This window comes from Natronotalea proteinilytica (genome assembly GCF_055379935.1).
This window is the reverse complement of sequence record NZ_AP043947.1, coordinates 809,365-825,443: the sequence shown is the minus strand read 5'-3', so window position 1 is coordinate 825,443 and position 16,079 is coordinate 809,365. Positions and strand designations below refer to the sequence as shown.

Here is a 16,079-nt window from a genome sequence, read left to right as displayed (position 1 = left end):
CAGTAGACGGGCAACTTTTTATTTCGTTCACTTCTTCCAAATAAACATAAAGGTATTCAGGGGGATGGCCCCCGCTAACAAAGATATAAAAAAAACATCACACAACATGGTCTATTAACGTGGTCATGAGTGATCGACTCGAATCTGCATCTCGAGCATCAACACGATGTACGGCTTTGGCCTGTTGTGCAAATACGGCCTCTTTAATACGCGCCGGGTCAGCTGCGGGACGGTCGGTATGGGTTAGCCCCACAACAAACGGTACGTCTTGCTGGCCCTCCTGAATGATGTCAAGAAGTTCGGTGGTATAGGAAATCACATCTGGCTGTGCTGTGTGTACGAGCACAACGATACCATCGATACCCTCACAAAGCACCTCCCACATGTAGTCAAACCGCTTTTGACCCGGAGTGCCAAACAAGCGGACTGGCGTGCCATCTATTGTTAATTGGCCGTAATCAAACGCGACTGTTGTGGTTTGCTTTTCGGGGTCTGAAGACGCATGGCGTACCGCATCGGTGTGTACTCCCTCTTTTTCTGAAAGGGCAGACACCAGTGTTGTTTTTCCTGCTCCGACTCCTCCTGTAACAAGTACTTTAAGTGGCACCATAACACATCATAGAAATAAAAAAACCAATCGTATAGCCCCGCCCCAGCTATGGGTTAGCCTTGTTCATTAGATCAGCAACCTCACGCACAGCCTCACGCGCTGATAGATTAATGAGAGCGGTGTTCGAGTCGGCTTTTGCAATTACAGCAAGTACCCCTCGATCATCAACGAGGTACAAGCGAATGTGCCGATCTACGCCAACAATCGCTGTTTCGTTAAGAGATCCGGCGTTGAGTATGTGGGTCATACGCCGACTTACCCCTACCGTTGTAGCCACCATTGCCGCTACTCGCTCCGCGTCTTCTTCGCCGAGTGTGCTCGCAATCAAAAACCCGTCAGGAGATGCAATCAAGCTGCCTTCAATGTGCTCCGGCACCGCATCATTGAGCGCGTGCAGTATGGACCTGAGGGTTTCAACGTCGTCCATAAAGGATTTCAATGGTTTGAGGAATGAACTGTGTAGGTTACAAACAAAATCCATTGGATACAACCGTTCGTGTTTCCGATTCTGGTAATGGATCTAAGGTAAGTCGGCAAAAATACGTTTACACTTTGTCATCGCGAGGAGAAAGCTTGCGACCGATGTGGCGCTGTGAGCGCAGCAACCAAGTACTCTGGGAGGCTGCGATCTCATGCCGTTGACTGGGCGGCTACATCCAGCTTGACAACAATGGGATTGCACCCCAGGAGCACTTCCTCCCTGCGGTCGGGGCGCTTCGCTCCGCTCGCAATGACAAGGGGGTGTTTTTTCGATGCGTACTTGTCGCGATGCTCCGCGTCGCAACGAAGCCGTAGACGCTCTGCGTTCTTCTATTGCGGCACGTCGCGAAATCGCATCTCCTTTTCAGAACGCTGAACATCTTTATCGAAAGGCCGGATCGTCCCAACAGACCGTGTCGCCCCAAAAGGACCGGAGGTTATGCCGCTGGTGCATCGACACAAGAGAACCCCTCCGTGCCATAATTCAGGTGTGACACCGCACTTAGGCAATAAGCAAGCCCTTTCGATTCCCCCGTAACTGGTGTTTGACCGGTGTTTTGAGAGCATCAGAAAATGGATACGCTGTTTTGTACATTAGAACGCTTCGTGTTCTATGTACAACCTGCTGCCCCGCTGTATGCCTACCATCGAGGAATCCGACGCAGATCGCCTCACGTGGCGCGAGTTTGTTGTTGATGTGGTGATGCTCGTGCTCATCATCGCCAACCTCGCATTCATCATTTTCGATTGGACGTTCGCCAACTCCTACGTCCAGGATGTACTGGCCGCAACGGTCCCTACTTTCCACGACTTCTACGCCAGCGAAGTCCACCCTCACTTTCTCTTCTACGACCTCATCTTCGTCGCTATCTTTCTGACGGAGATCATCATCCGATGGGGGCTAGCCATTTACCGTCAAACATATCGGCGGTGGTACTTCTACCCAATTGTTCACTGGTACGACGTGCTCGGCTGCATCCCCGTCGGCACCTTCCGCTCGTTGCGCGTACTGCGCATCTTCTCGATGATCCCTAAGATGCAGCGCTTGGGCATCATCGACCTGCGACAAACGGCGCTATACGATACGCTTGTCAGATACCGCGACTGGATTGTACAAGAGCTTACCGACCGCGTCACGCTGCGCATCCTCGACGGCGTGCAACACGAAATTGAACGCAACCATCCTGTTGTTGACCGCATTGCCGAAGAGGTCATTCGACCACAACACGAAGCCCTTGTCGAAGCGCTCACCCATCGGCTCCAGGAAGCTACCGCCAAAGCCTACGGCTCGTACCGCACCGACTTTCAACAGTACATGGATGGCGTCATCCAACAGGCCGTAAATAACAACCGCGAAATCAAAACGATTGGGATGATTCCCGGTGTGGGACCCACAATTGCCCATCTCCTCCAAAGCGCCATTAGCGACATCGTCTACAGCGTCATCAATCAGATGATGGATGATGTCGGCTCGCGCGAAAATGACAAGGTGATGGCGCAAATTACAACGATCTCGGTTGACGCTGCATTCTCGGATGAGTTCGAGCAAACACTCAATGAACTAGTCCGGTCACTTATTGTTGATTCACTAGATGTTATTAAAGACCAGATTGACCTATCGAGATGGGATCCTAAACACACTCCGGCCCGCGACGCTTCACCGGTTTCGTAACCAGAGCCTATACAGATCCTTAGGAGATGATTTTTTATAAAGACACGGCATACTCCTTGCCACTCTTCCTATACAGATGTCTTTTCTGTACGGATATCTTTTCCTAAGCGTATACCTCCCTCCTAACGCTTCTCCTGTCTTGTGGCTGGCCTCTACTTCCATACCCCATTTCGCACCAAAGATCGTCCATTTGACGAAGCATTTGTGGTTCCAACACCACAGCCCGATTACGCGCGGCTTGCCCGTGCAATAAAATGCGAATTGAGCGATCATTTAATCCCCTATGCTGATACATTCCCAATCAAGTCGGTTTATGTAGGCGGAGGACGCCCCTCTATGATGCCTCTTGCCTACTTAAAGCCATTGGTTAAGCATACCATGGCCGTATTTAACATCGACTCCTCTGCAGAAGTCACCATCGAGCTATGTCCGGGAGATGCTTCTACAGAGTATTTGGAAGGGCTTCGTGAAGCCGGTTTCAATCGACTGAGCGTTACGATGCTCTCATTCTTCGAAGAAGACCTCGGTATTCTCTCGGCTCCCCATTCCGAGTATGGGGGGCGGGAGGCTCTCAAACGGGCTCGTGAAATTGGATTCGACAATATATCGATCGATCTTGTGTTCGGGTGGCCAGAGTTGCCTATGCAACGCTGGAAACGAAGCATCCACGAAGCGGTGGACCTTCAAATCGAACATATTAGCCTGCAAGAGTGGCCCGCCCCCCCTGCCGATGAACAGGGCGTAATGCAACGCACCAAGCAGTATCGGTATGCTCTGAACCACCTGGAATCAAACGGCTATACCGCTTACGAAATTTCGCATTTTGCACGCCCCTCCTACGCGTCGGTGCATAATGCCACGTACTGGAATCACGACAGCTTTCTGGGCATCGGTCCCGCAGCGCATAGTTTCTGGTGGCCGCCCGCTGCCAACTTCCCGCAACGATGGGCCAATGTTGCAGATCTTGACGAATATCTAGATGTAATCAAAAGAGGGGGCCGCCCCCTTTCTTTTCAACATTGCGTTGACCAAATCACACTGGCCCAAGAATATCTGGCCTTGCGTCTACGCACCCGAGAGGGCCTCGACCTGAACCGGTATCACGAACGATACGGCATTGACCTGCGTGCAACGCATTCCGAATTACTCGATCGCCTCAGCGAACACCGTCTTGTGCACCCGCTTGATGACAACATCCTGCGCCTCACCCATGACGGCTGGCTCGTATCTGATTCTATCGTACATCGTCTACTGCCCGACTCGTCCTGACGATTAGTTGCTTGCTTCCATGCCTATCCGCACTGCCACCACCGAAGCAGACCTCGACACCATCCGAGTGCTGTTTCGCAACTATGCTGAAGAACTGGGGATTGACCTCTGCTTTCAAGATTTTCAGGAGGAGCTCGATACACTTCCTGGCTCTTATGCTCCGCCACAAGGCACCATCTTGCTGGCAGAAAATGAGCAGGGCACCGCAACCGGGTGTGTCGCCCTAAAGCCGTTAGAGCCGCCCGCTATCTGCGAAATGAAACGTCTGTACGTCATTCCCAAGTACCGAGGCCATGGACTTGGGCGCCGTCTCGCGATACGCATCCTCGAAGCAGGCCGATCACGCAATTACACCACCATGCGCCTCGACACCCTCGACTCGTTGCATGCAGCCCTTGCACTGTATCGCGACCTTGGTTTTGTGGAAATTACCGCGTACTATACCAATCCGCTACCCAATGTCATTTACATGGAAAAAGAACTTACATGAACCGTTTTGATTCGGCAACTTGGCCTGCGACATCCCCTGTTCTCCTTCTCGTTGCCCTGCTGCTCACGTCGTCTGTGCTTGGCGGATGTGCCAGTGACGAGAGCGATGACGATGCGCTGCCCTCCACCACGTTTCGCCACGACGGCACACTCACCTTTGAAACCGCCGAGGGCGACTCCATCACAACCATCCAGATCGAAATTGCCGATACGGATGAGGCCCGTCGACAGGGACTGATGCATCGCACCTCCATGCGAGCAGATCGCGGCATGCTCTTTATTTTTGACACCGTCGACACCGGGGGCATGTGGATGCGCAACACACCGATGCCCCTCGATATGATCTTCGTGGATGATGATGAGCAGGTGATTAACATCGCCAAAAACACCCGTCCGTTCTCGGAAGACTCCGTTGAACCCGAAGCCCCGCGCCGATACGTGGTCGAAGTACGTGCTGGATTTGCAGATCGACACAACCTGGATGCTAACACCCGCATCCACTGGGAACGGCTTGACGACTAAGCAGTGCTTTTTGACTCCGCTACCCTGTGCATCTTCCGTCTACTCGCTATGCTACCTGCTTCGTACCGTTTCGCCTGGGTGCCTGCTGCACTCGTCGTTCTTCTTTGCAGCGCCGTCTTATTGGGCTGCGGTGAGGACGACGACGGCGCCACGGCCCCAGATGTAGAAGCAGCCGAGGATATCGAAGATCCTATCCCATTTGAAAAGCATGGTACGTTGCACGTGCTGCAAGATGATGACACCCTAAGCACCTTCGACATCGAAATTGCGGATACCGACTCGGCCCGCGCCCGGGGCTTGATGGACCGCGCCTCGTTGCCCGACGATTCGGGTATGCTGTTCCTGTTCGACGAGGAAGCCCCCCAAAGCTTTTGGATGGCCAACACGCCCCTTTCTCTCGACATCCTGTTTGCCGATGCGGATAGCACGATTGTATCGATCGCCAAATACACGACCCCGTTTTCGCAAGACCAGGTCGAGTCGGGCGATCCGGCGAAGTACGTGCTTGAACTTCCCGCTGGCGAAGCCGACCGCCGTGGCATCCTCGAAGGCGACCGCTTTACCTGGACCCGTGACGAGTAATACCCACTCCGCATACGTCATTGAGGGTTGGAGGTGTTGAGGTATGGACGGTTGGAGGAGTACTCTGCCGTCCATTCATCCGTCGCGACGCAGAGGGGCCGAAGATCATGCCGGTTGTACATCGCGACGAGGACGCAAGCGGGAGTTCGCCTCCCGTTCTGTTGTGTATAAGCCACAGCTCAAAGCACGGTATCTAGCACATCTTGCAGTGTAGTTGCCCCAATCACATCTAAATCGTCGGGGGCCGTGGTGTGCTCCAGATTGTTGGCAGGTACCACAGCGCGCTCGAATCCGAGCTTGGATGCCTCTTTGAGACGCGGTCCGAGCTGGCTCACGGTGCGAATTTCGCCCCCTAGACCGACCTCGCCAATCAGCACCGCCCCGGTGTCGGTCGGCACATCACGAAACGACGACACTGCTGCCACGGCAATCCCCAGATCTACAGCCGGTTCGTTCAGCTTCACCCCGCCTGCAATGTTGATAAACACATCGTGGTCAGAAAAGGCCAGGCCCACCCGCTTTTCCAGCACAGCCAGCAGCATTTGAAGCCGGCTGTACTCGAAGCCGGTGGCCGTCCGCTGCGGGGTACCGTACGAACTGGGGGAGACGAGCGCCTGTACCTCCACAAGAATAGGACGTGTGCCCTCCAGCGAGCACACCACCGCCGACCCGCTCACCCCATAGCCGCGCTCCGACAGAAAAATCTCGCTCGGGTTGGGCACCTCGTGCAGCCCAGTTTCGCGCATTTCGAACACGCCAATCTCATTGGCCGCGCCAAAGCGGTTTTTTACGCTCCGTAGAATCCGAAAGGCATGGTGGCGGTCGCCCTCAAAGTAAAGCACCGTATCCACCATGTGCTCCAGCACACGCGGCCCGGCGATGGTGCCCTTTTTGGTGACGTGTCCTACCAGAAAGGTGGAGAACTCGTCTTCCTTCGTCATCTTGAGAAGCGATGCCGTGCTCTCGCGTACTTGACTGACGGACCCCGGCGCACTCGACAGGTCGGGGCGAAAGATCGTCTGAATGGAGTCTACAATGAGTAGATCCGGATCGCACGACTGCACCGCCTGGCCAATAGCTTCGACGTTAGTTTCGGAGAGCAACAAGAGCCTGTCGGTATCGACCCCAAGGCGTTGCGCCCGTAGCTTGACCTGTCGCTTCGACTCCTCGCCGGTTACGTACAAGATGGTGCGGTCGGGCACAAAGCGGGCTAACTCGGTCATGAGCGTGCTCTTTCCAATGCCCGGATCCCCCGCAATAAGGCTGAACGAGCCTTGCATAATCCCTCCGCCCATCACCCGGTCGAACTCGGCCATACCGATTTCCAGGCGCGTTTCGGGGCCCAGGCTTACATCGGTAATGGGCTCGGGCCGATTTGAAGACGAGGTGCCATTGCTACTCTTCGATGCCGATTTCGGAACGCGCGCCTTGACATCAGAGGCAGGCTGCTCTTCAACCAGCGTATTCCACGCGCCACAACCTGGGCATTTGCCCATCCACTTGTGCGCAGCATGTCCACATTCTTGACAAACAAAACGGGGCGAAGAACCCATGAGACGTTGAACGTGACTTGAGGAGGGTGACGTGAATGTAACTCGAAGCTATGTAACGAAACACAGCCGGGGGCAATACAACGTGCAGATGCTCTACAGGAGTGTGTGACAACCGTCGGAATAGCACCTCCCGCGGATCGATATAGGAACCATTCTGCCGTGCATGGCATGCACCTACTGTTATCGGAACGACTTGTGCCGAATCGGCTTTTCGCGTACCCTTACGCGATGCCGATGCTAAAGACGGTGCGCCTTCCTCAATTCGTATCCTGCTTGGTAACGACCCTTTTCGCTTCGTGACGGATCGCCTTCTTGCTCCTTTGCAGGCTCTCGGGCAGTACTTTATTTTGCTCGGACGGGCGTTTTCGTCGATTGGCGAAGTGCGCACCTACTGGAAAAACTTCGTGACGCAAATGGTGCGCATCGGAGTCGATTCGATTCCGATTGTGGCCTTAGCCGCCGCATTTACGGGCGCAGTGCTCACCGTACAAACGGCCTACCAACTGCAAGAATCGTTTGTCCCCAACACGATTATTGGCTCCATTGTGGTGCCGTCGATGATGTTGGAGCTGGCAGCGGTCATTACGGCGTTCATTCTGGCAGGTCGTGTAGGCGCGCGCATCGCTGCCGAACTGGGCACCATGCGCGTATCTGAACAGATTGATGCGCTAGAGGTGATGGGGCTCAACTCCATCAGTTTCTTGATCTTGCCCCGCGTGCTGGCTGGTATCGTAATGTTTCCGGTACTGTACGTGTTCGCGTGCCTGATTGGTATTGGCGGCGGCATTCTCATTGCCGAAGCCGGCGGCTTGCTTAGCACCGCCGAATTCATCGAAGGGGCCCGCCAGTTCTATCAGCCGTTTGACCCGTACTTTGGCTTGATTAAGTCGGTCACGTTTGGCTTTATCATCACCTCCATCGCTTGCTACAAAGGCTATTACACCAGGGGAGGTGCCGAAGGCGTAGGACAAAGCACGACCGAAGCGGCAGTACAAAGCTGCGTATTTGTGCTTCTGGCTGACCTGGGGCTGGCCATCCTGCTGCTCTGAACCTGCTCCCTAAAAACCTCGTTGCGCCTCACCAGCGTACGTTTACGGATCCGTTGTTTGTATGTCTTGGCTTCGCTACCTGAATGATTCGTATTGAAAACTTATACAAGAGCTTCGGCACCTTGTCGGTGCTCGAAGACGTGTCGCTCGACATCCAAGACGGCGAAACGCTGGCGATCATCGGGCACTCCGGCTCCGGCAAAAGTGTGCTCATGAAGCACATTGTAGGACTGCTCGATCCCGACCAAGGACGCGTGTTCGTTGACGACATCGATATTTGTAGTGTCCCGTATCAAAAGCTACGGGAGGTCCGCAAACGCTTCGGCGTTCTCTTTCAAGGCGGAGCGCTATTCGACTCGATGACGTCATTCGAAAATGTATCCTTTCCCCTCCGCTTCTTTTCGGATTTAGACGAGCCAGCTATCCACGACCGGGTGGCCGAGTGCCTTACGCTGGTACGCATGCCCGATGTGGGTCCCAAAAAGCCTGCAGAACTGTCTGGCGGGATGCGCAAACGCGTCGCCCTGGCCCGTGCTATCGCACTTGAACCGCGCTACATCCTGTACGATGAGCCCACCAGCGGCCTCGATCCCGAAACCTCAAACACCATTGACGAGCTGATCGAGCACCTGGCCGAAGAAATGAACATTACCAGTGTTGTAATCACCCACGACATGCACTCGGTGCTCACCGTAGCTGATCGTGTAGCATTCCTGTACGGCAAAACCCTGCACTGGGTTGGATCCGTAGAAGCCATTCACGACCGCGACGATGAGGTGCTCGACGCGTTTGTAACCGCCAACGAGTACCATGTGGGCCGCTCAGTGGCATCTTCAACTTCGTAACCCCTCCTGTTTAACGCTCCATGCCTGCGTAATGAAGTACAGCAATGAAGTAAAAGTAGGCCTTTCGGTCATCCTGGCCGCTATCGTTCTGATTGTAGGTGTGCGCTACTTTCAAGATCTGCCCATCCTACGCGGCAGCTATATGCTGACTGCCGACTTTGAGAACGTCGGGGGCATGGCGTCTGGCAATCCCGTACGGTTAAGCGGCGTTAACATAGGGACGGTTGAATCGGTCCGCCTTATGCAAGACGAAGGCATTGTGCGCGTGCGGTTCCGCGTTAACAACGATGTGCTCATCCCCGAAGGCTCTGAGGCTCGCGTGGAAGGCTTTTCAGCACTCGGAGGCGTACGGCTAAGCATCCGCCCCGGCCCGGCCTCCAACCCGCCCCTGCAGCCCAACTCGAGCATTGACACCCCCGACGGCCCCGGCCTGCTTGAACAACTAACCGGACAGGCGCCTGAGCTCGCCAACAAAACCGAGGGCGTACTTACCAATACCGAACAATTTACCGAATCGCTTGCCCAACAGCTCGACGAAGAGGGCAACATGACTGCGATGATTGCCTCGCTGCGCCGCACCGCCGAATCACTCGAAAATATATCAGGAGGCGCGGAAGAAGAGTCCCTGCGTGCTACCATCCGCAACCTCGAGGCGCTAACTGACGACCTTAGCGCCTTCACCGACGAAAACGTAGACACGCTCGGCGTAACCGTGCAACGCGTCAATCGCAATCTCGACCGCCTGGAGCAAAACCTGGCCAACCTTGAACGCACCACCAGTGCCCTCGGCTCGTTCTCCGAAAAAATCGACGAGGGCGAAGGCACCTTAGGACGCCTGGCCAACGACCCAAGCCTCTACGAGAATCTCGACTCCGCCAGCGAACAACTCGATCATCTGCTTCGCGATCTTCAGGAAAATCCCGAACGCTACCTCGAAGACATGACCCTGATGCGCGTGTTTTAGACACAGTCTCCTCCGCAGGTTGAGCCCCGCATGGGGAATAGTTATTGGCATCACAAAATATGGCGGATACACAGTCCTCTTCATCCACCAACACATCGGCGGCCCTGTGGCGGCACCTGCTTCGGCACGCCCCGTCATCACGTCCCACGCATGATTCGTCTCCGCCGCCCCGTAACGACAGCGCGCATGCACGGTGGCTTCCCGTGCTTCGCCTCGTACCGTACCTGCTGGCCCTCGGGTTTGGGTTCTCGTTTGTGTGGGACTTCCCCGACACAGTTTGGACGGTGGGCCCGGTTACGTTGCCTGCCGAGGGGCTGTTGCGCATTCTGTGCGTGAGCGGCCTCATCGGGTTTGGCACCAACTGGCTGGCGATCACAATGCTCTTTCAGCCTCGCGAAAAGCGCCCCCTCATCGGACAAGGGCTGGTCCCGGCACAGCGCGAGTATGTAGCACATCGGCTCGCACAGGCGGTCTCCGATGAACTCATCAACGCCTCCATTCTGCAAGCCACGCTCCGCGAAAAACGCTGGCCCCGCCGCCTAAGAGAAGGGGTTACCGATATGACCGATGCGCTGGTGCACGACCCAGCCTTCCGCGCTGATGCGACCGAGTGGCTCCAAAACGCCCTGCACGACGTGCTGGCTGCCCCGGCGACCCAAGACCGCCTGCGCACCGCAATCCACGAAATGCTGGAGCGCGAAGAGACGCCCGGAATGTCCGGCTGGATGCTTCGCACCGTGCGTCGCATCCGGCCCGACTTGGTGGAAGAGCATGTTAACGCGTTGCTCGCTGAACTGCCCGAGGCGGCCCCTCGGCTTGCTCGCGAACTGGTGTCTACCGCCGACCAGGTGCCGTACTACCTACGCACCCAGCGACACGACATCGACGCGTCGATTACGCTGCTGCTTTCTCGACTCATCAAGCGCATTCCCATCGACCGCATCATTTTAGAAAAGGTACGTGCCTACGATGAGCGGCAACTCGAACGACTGCTGAAGCGAACCACCAACACGCAACTGAACTACATCAAGTATCTGGGCGCCGTGCTCGGGGTACTGGGCGGATGGATCATCTGGGCCCCGGGTCCGGCACTGGTGGTGCTGGGCTCGCTCGTAGGCACTGTACTGGCGCTTGACGAAATCCTGTATCGCTGGCAAAACCACAAAGCAAACGAGGAGCCCGAGTCGTAAACAGCCGGCCATTACCGTTTCTTGTGGGTAGCGGTTCAATGGTAAGTGATTGTCGTATAGCCGACACTATCGAATCCGGCTCACCCTCCTGTCTACCGAGCTTCGCCGAAGGCGTGATCCTGTGGACATCTCCCACTTGGACAAGCTAGTCTATGCCATAACCTGAGATGGTGATAATCGTTGATGATCGCTTGCCTGTCCTGAACTCGATTCAGGATCTGGATGACGTTCGGCAGGGAGGCATTTGGGTTGAAAGGGAGCTTTCGTCTCCAGCACCGTCCCCCCGACACGTCATCCTGAACTTGATTCAGGATCCATTCCCCCGACTATTCCCCCGAGAAGACGCCCAGATGGGTTCTTGTTGTAGGATCCAACAGTCTCTCATTGAACAGACGGTGGGGAAGTCAAATTTCCCACGAACGAAATACTAGAGAGAAAGTTATGTGTAAGGACTAGAGCTAAGGGGGAGAAACCCGACACGAGCCCGGAGGGCGACTGATGGAGCGAAGCGGAATAAGGGAGAGGGGGTTCGAACAAGACAAACCTGCAGTATCTGATGGCTTTATCACTTAGCGTCTACCCACCGCCTTCTTTTGCTTTTGCGTACGGCCCCTTCTGAACGTGCCCTGCGCGCCTGCCGTACACCCAACGTCTAGCCTGACTCCCTCAACCGTTCCCCAGCGCCATGATTCAGAACGATGTACTAATGCGCCAGATCAAGCAGATGACCGAAGCGCTGGCGGAGGCGCTGGCGCTGGTCAGCGACGGACGCATTGACGCGGCCCACGAAGAAATCCGCGAGGCGCTCGATACGCTCACCGAGCCCGGCACCCGTCCGCTGCACGCACGTCCGGTTGCCGATACCATTGCGCACTGCACCCTCGATCATGGCTTCTCACACGACCTGGGCCTGCAGGTGGCTGATATGCTGCGGCATCAGGGCGATCTGTTTCGGCGGCAAGATCAGTTCGATACGGCCCAACGTTGCCATGTGCGTGCTCTGGCGCTATACCGCCACCTGCTCGATGCATCAACCCCGACGACCCCGCTTCCACTCGACATCCAAGACCGCATTTCGCATCTAACGTCCCACATCGACCCAAGCCGCTTGACAGACGACGAACGCGCCGCGGTGGGTTGACGTTAGAGATGGAGTTACCGCATCAGTAGTCATCCTGACGCCGCCAGGCGGAAGGATCTGGGCGCCATGCCTACGGGCTCACCACGTCCGGTACGCACAGGGTGCACCTTGCGGACATGAGCAGCAGAGCCCCTCGGCCACATAGCGCTGCGATGCTTCACTTCCGTTCAGCATGACATGCATGGGACGGATGCGATACGTCCAACTTTGGCTGGGGGCGGCTTGGGTATGGCGAGCGTGGGGCGGATGTGTCAAGAACGGAAGTCCGACGCCCCTCATCCTGTCCTTCTCCCCGGGGAGAAGGAACTTGGGGGTGATGCTGAATGGGTTGTTCGCAGCTGGTATCGCCCCTGCAAAATATCCCATCGCCCCTCGAATCAAGTCTCCCTCTCCCCGCCCTAGTCCTTACACATAACTTTTTCTTCGCTACTGTTGTTTATTTAACGTTGGTTTCCTCCACCGCCTGTTCAATGAGAGGCTGTTGGATCCTACAATTGGATCCTACAACAAGAACCCATCTGGGCGTCTTCTCAGGGGAATAGTCGGGGGAATGGATCCTGAATCGAGTTCAGAACAGGCAAGCGAGCCTGCGAGCGCGATCCAGGATCCAGAACAGGCATCGGCCGCGCGAGGTCCCGCGGGCGCCGTCCCTCGTTCTGGCCAATACGTTGATGATCCCGTCAACAACAGTCAACAACAAGTCCAGATTGCAAGAAGTCCAGATTGCAACCCGTGATCAACGATTATCACCATCTCGAGTTGTGTGCATAGACTAGGTAGCTCAAAAGAAATATATTTACACCTTGTCATCGCGAGGAAGGAGCCTGCGACTGACGCGGCGATCTCATGCCCCCGACCTGGACGGTGCTGCCCGGCTTGATGGCACAAGATTGCCGCGTCGCTAGCGCTCCTCGCAATGACATAATCAAAGATACTTTTGTGGGTCTACTTAGCTCCCCGCCGGCAGAGGAAACAAGGGTGAGGGAGTTAACCATCGAGCTACCGCATCGACTCGATTTCTTCCGAGAGTTGCTGTTTGCGGCAAAGCGTCGCGTACAAGCCCTCTTCGTCGATCAGCTCATCGTGAGTGCCTTTTTGCACGATGCGGCCCTCGTCCATCACCAGGATCAGATCAGCGTCTTGTACGGCAGACATCCGGTGGGTCACGATCACGAGGGTCTGGTCACCCTGGCGCTCACGCAGCCGCTTCAGGATGCGCTGCTCCGTGCGCGTATCCACCGCCGAAAGGGCATCATCAAAGATAAGGATTTGCGGGTTGCGAATGAGGGCCCGGGCAATGGATGTGCGTTGCTTTTGTCCACCCGAAAGTGTGATGCCCCGCTCGCCAACGTACGTGTCAAAGCCATCCGAGAAATCCTTCACATTCTCCAGCAAATCAGCCTCGCGGGCCGCCTCGCGAATGGCTGTTCGGCTGGCCTCCGGGTCGCCAAACGCAATGTTGTTGGCGACCGTGTCGCTAAACAGAAACACATCTTGAGGCACGTAGCCAATGTGCTGTCGAAGTGTTTGCAGCGGAATGGTACGGACGTCATATCCATCGATCGCCACTGTGCCCGTATCTGGATCCAGAAAGCGCGGGATCATCTCTGATAGCGTTGTTTTTCCTGCACCGGTGCGGCCCACAATAGCCAGGGTGCCGTTGGCGGGCAGGTCAAAGCTGATGTTTTCAATCGCGGGCGTCTCTTCGTCGTCATACTGGAACGACACGTTGGTGAACGTGATGCGTCCGTCGATTTTCTGAATCGCCTCGTTGGTTTGCGGCCCATCGGCGATGACGGGCTCTGTATCCAGAATCTTGTTCAGCCGGATGACCGATGCGGAGGCGCGCTGAATCATGGTAATAACGAACCCGAGCGACGCCACGGGCCACGTCATCAGGTTCACGTAGATGATATACTCCGCAATGTTGCCAATGGTAACAAGCCCTTCGGCCACCATGTGTCCCCCCATCCACACCACAATAATGGTGGAGAGCCCCACAATGAGCAGAAACACCGGACGCCAGGCGGCTTCCACAAGTGCCAGATCCAGATTGCGCCACTTGTAGGCATCGCTCTCTTTATTGAGCGCCTTGGATTCAGCAGGCTCTCGCGTGTACGCCTTGAGCACCCGCATGCCAGCCAGAGCTTCTTGGATACGGCTGGTAAGCGTGGAATACTGTCGCTGCAGACGGTCGCTGCGGGTGTGCACCATGTGCGCCATAAAAAAGACCGCGATAGCCAAGAGCGGCATGGGAGCAAGCACATACAGCGTAAGACGCGGCGAAATGACGAACATCACCGATACGGCCACGATTACCATTACAAGCGACCGCGTGATGTACATGATGGCGGGCCCAATGTAGCGCCGTACCTTCTCAATGTCATCCGTTGAGCGCGTAATAACATCGCCGGTCGAGTAGGTCTGGTAGAACGCTGGGGAGAGTTTCTGCAGGTGGTCGTAGAGCGTGTTGCGCAGGTCGTACTCGATGTGCCGCGACGCCACTACCACCGTCTGGCGCATCAAAAACTTAAAGAGGCCACTGATGACGGTGAGTGCCACAATGACAAGCGCAAACATGAGCAGTCCACTGAAGAAGTAGACGTACAGACTGCTCTGTAGCGTGCCGCCCTCAAACACGTTGTAGAGCCGCACAAAGCGCGGGATGCTGTCGATGGCCTGGCGCACCACCATGGGCACTGTAATCTGGAAGCCCGCTGAGATCATGGTACACAGCAAGCCTGGAATAAACAGATACTTGTACCGCCAAAAGTAATGGTTAAGGGTGGAGAGCGGACCCATGACATGCGGAGTGCGAGACAGAATAATACAGCCTAACTCAACCACCACAACGCATGTGAGATCCATGCCCTGATGCTTGCACGGACGAATGTATCAGGATTGCAGCATGTGGGGCCGGATGGCTGCCGTAACAACAGAAGGCGAGGTGCTTTTCGAAGTGGAAGACACGCCACGCTTGCTGGCGGTTGACCCCGAGACGGGCGAGCTCTTTTTCGCACATCCCGACCATGACTTCGAATCGCACTGGCGGGTGGGACAAATCAACGAGCAACTGTTGCCCTAATGCAACACCGCCAGAAGCTTTTGGGGTCGCTTTTCAATCGTCAGCCGGGCGATTGGTTTGAGCGGTTACCTGAGCATAGCTTTGCAGGGCGATGTCTTCGCCGTCTCGATCGGCAATGATGTCGATGAGCTCGATGTATTGCGTCGCCAGGAGTTGTGTGAGGACCTGCAGGATTTCGATGGATGCTTGCGGACGGCGCTGCGTGAGGCTCTCCAGATCAGGTTGAAAGAGACCAAGCACACGCACTTCGGTGGTGGCCTCAGCGGTTTCCATACGGCGAAAGTCACCGACCAGCGAGAGGGCGCCGAACAAATCGTTGGGACCCGCCACCCGCATATCCATTCGTTCCTGCTCCCAATCAGCAGAAAGGCGCACCTGTCCATGCTCAATTACGTAGAGCCCCAGACCAGGATCGCGCTCGTAATAAAGCACCTCGCCCGGCTGGTACGTGCGGCGATGCATAGAGGCCGCCAAAGCGCCAAGCGTGCGGTACGAGCACGACTGAAACACCGGCGTGTTCGTAAGAACGGCCCGCACCTCGTCTACATAATCTGTATCTGACGTTTGCTGAAACTGGTGGTAGAGGCGCTCGACCGAGCGGCGAAGAAAACCGAAGGTTGACATAGGG

General features: G+C 55.7%; 16 protein-coding genes. 11 read left to right on the top strand and 5 right to left on the bottom strand.

Annotated features, from left to right (window positions below):
* Positions 1-97: 97 nt before the first annotated feature.
* Positions 98-610 (bottom strand): GTP-binding protein, encoded by a 513-nt coding sequence (locus tag ACZ5AL_RS03550; protein ID WP_464512222.1) that lies wholly within the window; start codon positions 608-610, stop codon positions 98-100.
* 46 nt (positions 611-656) lie between these two features.
* The gene (locus ACZ5AL_RS03545; protein WP_464512221.1) at positions 657-1,037 is read right to left on the bottom strand and encodes a roadblock/LC7 domain-containing protein; all 381 of its coding nucleotides are present in this window, start codon (positions 1,035-1,037) and stop codon (positions 657-659) included.
* Between the two features lie 690 nt (positions 1,038-1,727).
* Between ACZ5AL_RS03545 and ACZ5AL_RS03540 the strand changes: the two genes are divergently transcribed.
* The 5 genes from ACZ5AL_RS03540 (at position 1,728) to ACZ5AL_RS03520 (ending at position 5,624) form a co-directional block, all read left to right on the top strand.
* On the top strand, positions 1,728-2,762 hold the full coding sequence (locus ACZ5AL_RS03540) for an ion transporter (protein WP_464512219.1): 1,035 nt from the start codon (positions 1,728-1,730) through the stop codon (positions 2,760-2,762).
* 141 nt (positions 2,763-2,903) lie between these two features.
* Positions 2,904-4,031 (top strand): coproporphyrinogen-III oxidase family protein, encoded by a 1,128-nt coding sequence (locus tag ACZ5AL_RS03535; RefSeq protein ID WP_464512218.1) that lies wholly within the window; start codon positions 2,904-2,906, stop codon positions 4,029-4,031.
* Between the two features lie 19 nt (positions 4,032-4,050).
* Positions 4,051-4,521, top strand: coding sequence for a GNAT family N-acetyltransferase (locus ACZ5AL_RS03530; RefSeq protein WP_464512216.1), 471 nt, complete (start codon positions 4,051-4,053; stop codon positions 4,519-4,521).
* Entirely contained in the window at positions 4,518-5,042 is a 525-nt protein-coding gene (locus tag ACZ5AL_RS03525) for a DUF192 domain-containing protein (RefSeq protein WP_464512215.1), read from the top strand. Before ACZ5AL_RS03530 ends, ACZ5AL_RS03525 begins: the two co-directional genes overlap by 4 nt.
* Positions 5,043-5,090: 48 nt before the next feature.
* Entirely contained in the window at positions 5,091-5,624 is a 534-nt protein-coding gene (locus tag ACZ5AL_RS03520) for a DUF192 domain-containing protein (RefSeq protein ID WP_464512214.1), read from the top strand.
* Between the two features lie 179 nt (positions 5,625-5,803).
* Here the strand turns inward: ACZ5AL_RS03520 and radA are convergent, their stop codons facing one another.
* Positions 5,804-7,120 carry a DNA repair protein RadA gene (gene radA / locus ACZ5AL_RS03515; protein WP_464512212.1) on the bottom strand — a complete coding sequence of 439 codons (1,317 nt, stop codon included), beginning with the start codon at positions 7,118-7,120 and terminating at the stop codon, positions 5,804-5,806.
* 353 nt (positions 7,121-7,473) lie between these two features.
* Here radA and ACZ5AL_RS03510 point away from each other — a divergent pair, with 353 nt between their 5' ends.
* The 5 genes from ACZ5AL_RS03510 to ACZ5AL_RS03490 all read left to right on the top strand — a co-directional run bounded on the left by ACZ5AL_RS03510 (position 7,474) and on the right by ACZ5AL_RS03490 (position 12,366).
* The gene (locus ACZ5AL_RS03510) at positions 7,474-8,226 is read left to right on the top strand and encodes an MlaE family ABC transporter permease (RefSeq protein ID WP_464512211.1); all 753 of its coding nucleotides are present in this window, start codon (positions 7,474-7,476) and stop codon (positions 8,224-8,226) included.
* Positions 8,227-8,309: 83 nt separating this feature from the next.
* Positions 8,310-9,071 (top strand): ABC transporter ATP-binding protein, encoded by a 762-nt coding sequence (locus tag ACZ5AL_RS03505; protein WP_464512209.1) that lies wholly within the window; start codon positions 8,310-8,312, stop codon positions 9,069-9,071.
* 31 nt (positions 9,072-9,102) lie between these two features.
* Positions 9,103-10,035, top strand: coding sequence for an MlaD family protein (locus ACZ5AL_RS03500; protein ID WP_464512208.1), 933 nt, complete (start codon positions 9,103-9,105; stop codon positions 10,033-10,035).
* A gap of 59 nt (positions 10,036-10,094) precedes the next feature.
* Positions 10,095-11,225: a DUF445 domain-containing protein gene (locus ACZ5AL_RS03495; protein ID WP_464512206.1), complete on the top strand. Its 1,131-nt coding sequence runs from the start codon at positions 10,095-10,097 to the stop codon at positions 11,223-11,225.
* A gap of 685 nt (positions 11,226-11,910) precedes the next feature.
* Entirely contained in the window at positions 11,911-12,366 is a 456-nt protein-coding gene (locus ACZ5AL_RS03490; protein WP_464512205.1) for a hypothetical protein, read from the top strand.
* A 999-nt stretch (positions 12,367-13,365) separates the two neighbouring features.
* Here ACZ5AL_RS03490 and ACZ5AL_RS03485 read toward each other — a convergent pair.
* A complete protein-coding gene (locus ACZ5AL_RS03485; RefSeq protein WP_464512203.1) occupies positions 13,366-15,234 on the bottom strand; it encodes an ABC transporter ATP-binding protein in 1,869 nt (622 codons plus the stop codon).
* 52 nt (positions 15,235-15,286) lie between these two features.
* On the opposite strand from ACZ5AL_RS03485, the gene ACZ5AL_RS03480 reads away from it, so the two are divergent.
* Positions 15,287-15,451 (top strand): hypothetical protein, encoded by a 165-nt coding sequence (locus ACZ5AL_RS03480; protein ID WP_464512202.1) that lies wholly within the window; start codon positions 15,287-15,289, stop codon positions 15,449-15,451.
* A gap of 33 nt (positions 15,452-15,484) precedes the next feature.
* Here ACZ5AL_RS03480 and ACZ5AL_RS03475 read toward each other — a convergent pair whose 3' ends face one another.
* Positions 15,485-16,075 carry a Crp/Fnr family transcriptional regulator gene (locus tag ACZ5AL_RS03475; RefSeq protein WP_464512201.1) on the bottom strand — a complete coding sequence of 197 codons (591 nt, stop codon included), beginning with the start codon at positions 16,073-16,075 and terminating at the stop codon, positions 15,485-15,487.
* Positions 16,076-16,079 lie beyond the last annotated feature (4 nt).

Coding starts and splice junctions, on each gene's coding strand:
- ACZ5AL_RS03550 (WP_464512222.1), bottom strand. CDS start 610: ATGGTGCCACTTAAAGTACTTGTTACAGGAGGAGTCGGAGCAGGAAAA.
- ACZ5AL_RS03545 (WP_464512221.1), bottom strand. CDS start 1,037: ATGGACGACGTTGAAACCCTCAGGTCCATACTGCACGCGCTCAATGAT.
- ACZ5AL_RS03540 (WP_464512219.1), top strand. CDS start 1,728: ATGCCTACCATCGAGGAATCCGACGCAGATCGCCTCACGTGGCGCGAG.
- ACZ5AL_RS03530 (WP_464512216.1), top strand. CDS start 4,051: ATGCCTATCCGCACTGCCACCACCGAAGCAGACCTCGACACCATCCGA.
- ACZ5AL_RS03525 (WP_464512215.1), top strand. CDS start 4,518: ATGAACCGTTTTGATTCGGCAACTTGGCCTGCGACATCCCCTGTTCTC.
- ACZ5AL_RS03520 (WP_464512214.1), top strand. CDS start 5,091: ATGCTACCTGCTTCGTACCGTTTCGCCTGGGTGCCTGCTGCACTCGTC.
- radA (WP_464512212.1), bottom strand. CDS start 7,120: ATGGGCAAATGCCCAGGTTGTGGCGCGTGGAATACGCTGGTTGAAGAG.
- ACZ5AL_RS03505 (WP_464512209.1), top strand. CDS start 8,310: ATGATTCGTATTGAAAACTTATACAAGAGCTTCGGCACCTTGTCGGTG.
- ACZ5AL_RS03500 (WP_464512208.1), top strand. CDS start 9,103: ATGAAGTACAGCAATGAAGTAAAAGTAGGCCTTTCGGTCATCCTGGCC.
- ACZ5AL_RS03495 (WP_464512206.1), top strand. CDS start 10,095: ATGGCGGATACACAGTCCTCTTCATCCACCAACACATCGGCGGCCCTG.
- ACZ5AL_RS03490 (WP_464512205.1), top strand. CDS start 11,911: ATGATTCAGAACGATGTACTAATGCGCCAGATCAAGCAGATGACCGAA.
- ACZ5AL_RS03485 (WP_464512203.1), bottom strand. CDS start 15,234: ATGGATCTCACATGCGTTGTGGTGGTTGAGTTAGGCTGTATTATTCTG.
- ACZ5AL_RS03480 (WP_464512202.1), top strand. CDS start 15,287: ATGGCTGCCGTAACAACAGAAGGCGAGGTGCTTTTCGAAGTGGAAGAC.
- ACZ5AL_RS03475 (WP_464512201.1), bottom strand. CDS start 16,075: ATGTCAACCTTCGGTTTTCTTCGCCGCTCGGTCGAGCGCCTCTACCAC.